General features: G+C 34.8%; 6 protein-coding genes. 2 read left to right on the forward strand and 4 right to left on the reverse strand.

All coding sequences use genetic code 11. The annotated features are described in order from the left end of the window. Positions 1-277: 277 nt before the first annotated feature. A complete protein-coding gene (locus tag F4694_RS25255) occupies positions 278-616 on the reverse strand; it encodes a DUF5655 domain-containing protein (RefSeq protein ID WP_179602676.1) in 339 nt (112 codons plus the stop codon). Positions 617-851: 235 nt separating this feature from the next. Further along, positions 852-2,663 (reverse strand): group II intron reverse transcriptase/maturase, encoded by a 1,812-nt coding sequence (ltrA, locus tag F4694_RS25260; RefSeq protein WP_179602677.1) that lies wholly within the window; start codon positions 2,661-2,663, stop codon positions 852-854. An 856-nt stretch (positions 2,664-3,519) separates the two neighbouring features. Here ltrA and F4694_RS25265 point away from each other — a divergent pair. Together F4694_RS25265 and F4694_RS31870 are read left to right on the forward strand one after the other, a co-directional pair. Then, positions 3,520-4,359 carry a tyrosine-type recombinase/integrase gene (locus F4694_RS25265; protein WP_179602678.1) on the forward strand — a complete coding sequence of 280 codons (840 nt, stop codon included), beginning with the start codon at positions 3,520-3,522 and terminating at the stop codon, positions 4,357-4,359. Between the two features lie 2 nt (positions 4,360-4,361). Continuing rightward, positions 4,362-4,604 (forward strand): hypothetical protein, encoded by a 243-nt coding sequence (locus tag F4694_RS31870; RefSeq protein ID WP_218895835.1) that lies wholly within the window; start codon positions 4,362-4,364, stop codon positions 4,602-4,604. A 68-nt stretch (positions 4,605-4,672) separates the two neighbouring features. On the opposite strand, the gene F4694_RS25270 is transcribed toward F4694_RS31870, so the two are convergent. After that, positions 4,673-5,134 (reverse strand): hypothetical protein, encoded by a 462-nt coding sequence (locus tag F4694_RS25270; protein ID WP_179602679.1) that lies wholly within the window; start codon positions 5,132-5,134, stop codon positions 4,673-4,675. A 638-nt stretch (positions 5,135-5,772) separates the two neighbouring features. Further along, positions 5,773-6,132 carry a DUF7674 family protein gene (locus tag F4694_RS25275; RefSeq protein WP_179602680.1) on the reverse strand — a complete coding sequence of 120 codons (360 nt, stop codon included), beginning with the start codon at positions 6,130-6,132 and terminating at the stop codon, positions 5,773-5,775. Between the last annotated feature and the right edge of the window lie 178 nt (positions 6,133-6,310).

Consider the following 6,310-nt stretch of genomic DNA (forward strand, 5'->3'; position numbering starts at 1 on the left):
TGCCTTATATGCGCTCCCGTACTCGTATACTTGAATTTTAACTTTACCATGCCGATATTACCAAGGCTAATTAACAACCCTATTAAAATTCCTTTGGTCCAACCATACATAGGAAGAACAGTTACTGATATTAAGAATCCAATCGTAAAACGATTAATAAATGAACCAATAATAGCAGTACGGGGAGCATTATTAGTACAGATAATAAACCAAATATTACACCAGAAATAATTCCTAAGAAAATGCTGTTCATTGGTAATAAATTTGATTTCTCTAACTAACCCATCAATTGATATGATTGTTTTAAAAGAATTAAAAACTCTTGATTGAGGTCATCTACACTATCGAATCTAAAGTTATTGTGAAATCTGTTTTTGGAAACTTGTTCAATTTTAGTAATCTTCTCGTGTTCAATGTGATAGTTTGATACTAAATTAAAATCTAACCTTTTCTTTTTTGGATGAACTCCTCCAAAGGAAGATTTATTCAAAAGATGAATAGAAGTCTTTTTTAACTCAATTTCAAATGGTCCTATTTCTTTTAATAAATCGAGGATTTTTGAATATATTTCATAAACATTAGGTGCCTTATTTAAGAATAATTCATCTTCTGACATATTGCCATTACCTACTTTCACCTTAACATTTAAAATTGTATTACCTTTATTTTGCCTCTTTTCACATCATTTTTCCATTACCTTTATTCATACAGATAGGTAAGGCTTTGAAGTTATCGCCGCCTTTTCCCCCTGTTCACACCGTACGTGCGACTTTCACCGCATACGGCGTTCCAACTAATCCAATTCATTCAATTCTATGTATTTGTTTAGATTGATGTTCTTTCTTCCGAAATCATATGGCTTCATTATTACATTGTAATCGAAATGAGTTTATCTTTTCCTTTTGCTTCTTGGTAAGTTTTAGGACCTTGATAAATTTCTTTATCTTTTCACTGTCCTTAAGATGGACCAGGCGATGAACTGATTCATGGAGTATCACTAGATTTGAAAATGTATCATCTTTTGATAGGTGATACGGATTCTTGTGATGGCAGTGCCAATCACTTACGCCAAGCTCCACTCCTGTTACCGCACATTTCCCATATTGAGCAATAAACTTACTTTTGCGATTGTCATTATATTCGATTGACCGATTTGGAATATAGTTTTTCATAATTGAAAATAAAACTCTTTTGTTTACAGCCTTTAAACTTTTGTGGATTTTATCTCTACCTTCGGTAGTATAATTACATGTTTCCTGCGAAAAGCATAAGTTTGTTTTATGCTTCTGGGCATATACGGGCACAAAAACCATATCTTGTATTTTGTATAGTTTCGAATTATGACCTTTGTACCTTTTTTGTAGAGTTTTTGTCATCTCATGAAAATTCGCATCTGTTCTAAAAATCTTTAATCGATTATACAGTGTCTTTCTTAAATAGAAGTTTAACTCATTCAGATTTGTTGTAATTTGGGTGGCTGCAGAATAGGAGTTTTGGATTCCCATTACAACTGTGTTGAAATGCCAGACTGTTTTTACACAAGGGTTCTTCTGGATAGCTTTGATTGCTTCTTTAATTTTATTAGTGGTGTTATTCTTTGCTTTTCTAGACATATGTGAATGGACTACATGACCAAACCTAGTTTTTCCCTTCCTTACCACTTTAAAAGTAAAGCCGAGAAACTCGGAAGAGTTTTTCTTTAGGTTAATTACCTTTGATTTTTCATCGCTGGTTTCAAGGTGTAATCTTGTTTTCAAAAAGTCTTTTATGGCAAAGTTCATTCTGATTGCTTGAGAACGAGTTCTGCATAAAACTTTAAAATCGTCCGCATAGCGGACGATAAAGCATTCTTTTAACCCAGATTTTTTTAGTCCTTGATACTTGATTCCACTGGTCTTATATTTAAAGTTGCTTTCGAATGTTTCCCACTGATTACTTATCCACCAATCAAGTTCATCGAGAACGACATTTGATAATAAGGGTGATAAAATTCCACCTTGCGGTGTTCCTTTGGCTGGTATTCCTTCTCCATCAATCTCTGCTTTTAATAGTCTTGAGATAATGGAGAGTAATACTTTATCCCTAATCCCCAATGACCAAAGCTGTTTCAAAAGTTTTCCGTGATTCACATTATCAAAGAAACCCTTTATATCGACATCCACACAATGATGAAGCCCAGCTTGATTGACAAGGAATTCGAACCTTGCTTTGGCATGATGGGTGCTTCTATTTGCACGAAATCCATAGCTATGTTTATGGAATTTGGCTTCACAAATGGGCTCCAATACTTGTAGAATACACTGTTGGAAAATTCTATCCCAGATGGTTGGGATCCCTAAGGGTCTAAGTTTTCCATTCCCTTTGTCAATAAACACTCGTCTAACCATTTGCGGTTTGTAGTTTTTAAACATGATTTGAACCGTGTTTATTACATCTGCCACCGATAAATGACAAATATCTTTAATCGTAAGATTATCTGTACCTGCCGTTTTACAACCTGTATTTCTTTTGATATTTCGGTAGGCAAGACGAATATTTTCATTAGAACTCATCAATTCTATTAATCCATAAAACTTTTCACCACTGACACTTTGAGCATACAGAGCGTCAAAGCACTCCTGTAAGTTATAATACTCATTGTGCCTCAGTTTCTTCCGTTTCAATAAGTCGGCAACTCCTTTCGGCGGTAAACCTCTTTTAGTCTCACAAGAACCTTATTTATCGATAAAAATCTGCCTTACATGGTTGAACGATTCTTCATTAGTCTAGTGGCTATCCCTCCATGTTGATTAGACATTTCATTGGTACTGTGCCACCACTTTCACTGATATAAAGGCAAGTTATACAATAACTAGTATCATTATTACTATCCTTGCCAACGATTCACAGGGAGTAAGCCCTCCACGTTATCAGCTTACAATGTTGAATTATATCTATTATAGAATGAACTTAGGTGCTTCCTTTAAGCCTGTTAGCACTCATGCGCCTGTAACGTATCATGGATTTTTATATTAGTTATTCTTACTCACCCACAGCTAACCTCACAATTTGGTGATATACACATTTCTATGTATTGCAGGTATAGACCCGTACAATTCAGAAGTTCGCCAGCTTAACCTTTTTATTTTAGGTGTGTTTGCATTCTCACCATATTCATTCAATTCAAGCATCATGAATTACACCACTCCATCGAGTAGGCTTTGTCAGCCGAACTGGTACCGTAATTTCTCACGCCTATTCACCGAGCTTATAACACTATCATTCTTACTAAATTCAGTGCTATTCGACTAAGAGAGAACCCTTCAAGGCGTTACCCTATCATTTGATTCTTCGATATAATCCTTCAGTTCCGACAGGAACTGTCTAGCCTTTACCTGAGAAATGTGACCATCCTCAATTTATGCTAGAAACATTTCGCACAACTAACCTGCTTCGATAGTTGAATAGTCTCTCCCGTTTCAATTTCGAGAATCAAGTCAATAATTCCTCTAAAAAAGAAATTTTAGGGAGAGATGTATTTTGTTATTGTCAAAGGCATGGGAAACGTATGAATCTGATAAACGAATTGAAGGGTTCTCGCCACAAACACTTAAAGCATATAAACTTCAATCCACATTACTTATTCGATATTTCAAGGATGTTAAACTTGATACAATTTCCACTGGTCAACTTAAAGAATACCTTGCAAAGTCAAGCGAAACCTTAAAACCTTCAAGTTTAGCTCACCGAATACGTTTTATGAAATCATTTTTTCGTTGGTTACATGAGGAAGGTCATATTTCAAAAAATCCCGCCGCCAAAATAAAGGAACCTAAAGCAGGAAAACGTATTCCAAAATTTTTAACAGAATTTGAAATCGAACATTTACGGGAAGCATGCTCCACCCCAATGGAAAAGTCTTTGTTTGAATTCATGTTTTCCACTGGATGTCGTATTGGGGAAATTGTTTCTTTAGAAAAAAATCGTATTAATTGGTCAAACCGATCCGCCATTGTAAGAGGGAAAGGGGATAAAGAAAGGGAAGTTTATTTTAATATTCGCTGCGAAATATGGCTTAAACGATACCTCGATTACCGCCTCGATGCAGACCCAGCCATTTTTGTTACCGAAAGGTATCCCCATCGAATGAGTATTGCTCAAATGAGATACATAATAAAACGTATTTCAAACCGAGCACAGATTAATAAATCAATTCATCCACACCAACTAAGGCATAGCTATGCCACTCAATTATTGAATAATGGTGCCCCTCTTGAAGTGATTCAGAGTTTATTAGGTCATGAAAAAAGTGAGACAACTAGGATTTATGCACAGTTAAGTGGCAGTTTAAGGCAAGAACTATATCGTAAGTATTTTTGATAATGATTAACGACAACGACAAAAAGCAACGCCAAATGCGTTGCTCTTGTTTTGCTCTTGCACCCGTTAGCTTAAGTACAATATTTCACAAACTCCGCTCATTATTATCCTTCACAATCGGGTTATGGGATTCAACAACACAACTACAGGCAATTACTAAAAACTATGACCGACTTCAAGACACTTTCCAAGCAGAATTGCCATTAAAACGTGTTTGGGCTCTTGTGATCGAAGAAGATCAATAAGAAGTATTTGGCCTTACTTTCGAGGGAGAGAAAAAAAGTATCATATGGAAAATATTAAAGCTATTTTATTATCTGCTAAAAACAATTAGAAAAATAATTACAGAGATTAGAAATGGGCTTAACCATCCTAAAGTAAATGATGAGATTTCAGGTCCTTTTCGTGGCTTCCAAATCTCAATAAGATTTGAAATAAACTCCAAAACAGCAACTATACCTGTAATCCATAGTACCACTAGTGCTATATCAGCTTCTTCGTACACTTTTTGATTCGATTTATGAGCAACTCCAAATAAATCAGACATTGATTGATACCATTGGTTTATATATTCTCCTAATCTATTTGTATGAGATGGCCCTGATAGTTGATTCCAAATCCAATTTACAAGAAATACATAAGATATAGCTTTCGCGAAGGTAATAAATAATGAAAATCCTTGGAAAAATTGAGATTTGTTGAGATAAGGTTGCTCTAACTTACGTTGGGCAATTGCTACTTTCCGTGGTGGAAGCTCTTTTATTTCTTCAAGCACGCTGGTCTCTCCTTTAATTACCGCATATGTACAAATTGTTATTTAAACGTTCTTAATCTTTTTTGCCAAATAGACGCAACAAAAAAAATAAAATCGCAATGATTATTGTTACATATCCATTAACTCTCTCCCCTTTTGTCATATGCACAATAAAAAATATTACCGCTGCTATTAAAGTAAACTGCTTCTTTACTTCAATAAGATTCAACAAAAAGAAGTGTTAATCCTTCTTGGATCAACACCCCTGTTTGCTTAATAAGAAGGTGAATAAATTCTATCCGTATCGGTATCAATTACAAAATCGACTTGCATATCGAGATCATAAGGAATTGGTTCAAAATTGTGAAGCCTACAAAACACATTAGGTAGGTCCTTTATCTCATAAGTTAACTCTTTTGCTTGCAGATATTTTTGCTTTAACTGTTGTTTGGAGCACTTTTTACCAGTAAGAAGAACTTGATTTAAATAACCGTCCATTTCAATAACCAATATCATCACGACTGGTTGCTAATCAGTCATATAGCTTGGATTTTTATTACTAACGACCTTATTTTACCACATTTCCTTCTTAAGCTAACCTGCTCGTTACTTCAATAAAAAAAGCGACCCCTCGTTATTGAAGAATCGCCCCCGTTAGTTCAATATCTACCCCAAAACTTTTCAATTTCATCTGAAGCCTTCCTTGTCTCAGCACCCATATACTTATATGCAGTTTGTAGCAATTTCTTAGAGTCGCCAAATCGTGCAAGAATCGTAACACTTAATAATTCTTTAACATCATCATCACCTTGAGTTGCCATCCGTTCAAGAAAATCAAATAATTCTTTAATCTTGTGTAGATCCTTCTCTTTACCAATTAATTCAACAAAATAATCGTTACACTCACCAAAGAATACGTGATTTAAGACTTCACCGTTAAAGTCTATATGTTCCTGTAATACAGGCTTATACTCTTCGAAGTTTTCAGTAAAATGCTTTGCTAAGTCTTTGAAAATCATCTTTTTCTCCTAAATTTAAAACGTATTAACACTTACCATTCTATAAAGTGGAGAGGTTCTCCTTCTTGAATTAACCTGCTCCTTTCGTATTATAAGGTTAGCCAGAATGCTAAATATTTCTGGTTGACCTTATTTATTTTGGTCTTATTATATCAGTAGCCAGGGTAGAACGTATCTG

The organism is Neobacillus driksii, from assembly GCF_013409995.1.
GTDB lineage: Bacteria > Bacillota > Bacilli > Bacillales > Cytobacillaceae > Neobacillus > Neobacillus driksii.

Bases quoted from the DNA above. Each gene is read 5' to 3' on its own strand.
- F4694_RS31870 (WP_218895835.1), top strand. From the start codon at position 4,362: ATGATTAACGACAACGACAAAAAGCAACGCCAAATGCGTTGCTCTTGT.
- F4694_RS25255 (WP_179602676.1), bottom strand. From the start codon at position 616: ATGTCAGAAGATGAATTATTCTTAAATAAGGCACCTAATGTTTATGAA.
- F4694_RS25275 (WP_179602680.1), bottom strand. From the start codon at position 6,132: ATGATTTTCAAAGACTTAGCAAAGCATTTTACTGAAAACTTCGAAGAG.